The 524-nt window shown below is 42.4% G+C and carries 1 protein-coding gene; it reads left to right on the top strand.

All coding sequences use genetic code 11. The features are described 5' to 3' along the window. The first annotated feature begins 198 nt into the window (after window positions 1-198). Entirely contained in the window at window positions 199-366 is a 168-nt protein-coding gene (locus RH86_RS20525; protein WP_009385197.1) for a hypothetical protein, read from the top strand. The last annotated feature ends 158 nt before the right edge of the window (window positions 367-524 follow it).

The following is a 524-nucleotide window of genomic DNA, read 5'->3' as shown; positions in this document are numbered from 1 at the left end:
AACCTTAAACCTTGCCACATTCAGCACTAAAGCTGACCTAGACTGAAATTGCCAAGCGTTGAGAATCCATCTTAAATGCTTTGTTATGTAAATTCAGCCACATAAGCCAAAGTTACCACGAAAAACCAAGCCTGTACGACCGAAGAAATAGCCAAAACCAAAGAACCCAACAGTGTTCACGAATTTGCAGAGCCAGCAATGTTACAGACCAAGCCTCAACAAGTGAAAAATGGTGATGACCAGCGACCAAAATTGCATTTGGGTCTGGGAAATCGAACGAAAGAAACCATCAGCAAATACCGACTTTCGTTAACCTTGCCCTTTCCACACTTTGAGCCAGTAAAACCAACCACGAACCAACTCTGAAACTGAATGAGGAAACTCACGAACCTTGGAATATTTTACGGCTAATTTGGCAAAGAATCGGGACAGAAAGAGCTGATTTTGACGAGGATGAAAACCGATGGGTGGAGAGAGCGAATAAACAGAAAAATACTAATTTTACCCGCTTTACATAACGCCGC

The sequence above is a fragment of the Vibrio sp. N418 genome, from assembly GCF_000222565.1.
GTDB lineage: Bacteria > Pseudomonadota > Gammaproteobacteria > Enterobacterales > Vibrionaceae > Vibrio > Vibrio scophthalmi.
The sequence above is the reverse complement of the archived record's forward strand: the minus strand, read 5'-3'. Positions and strand labels throughout refer to the sequence as shown.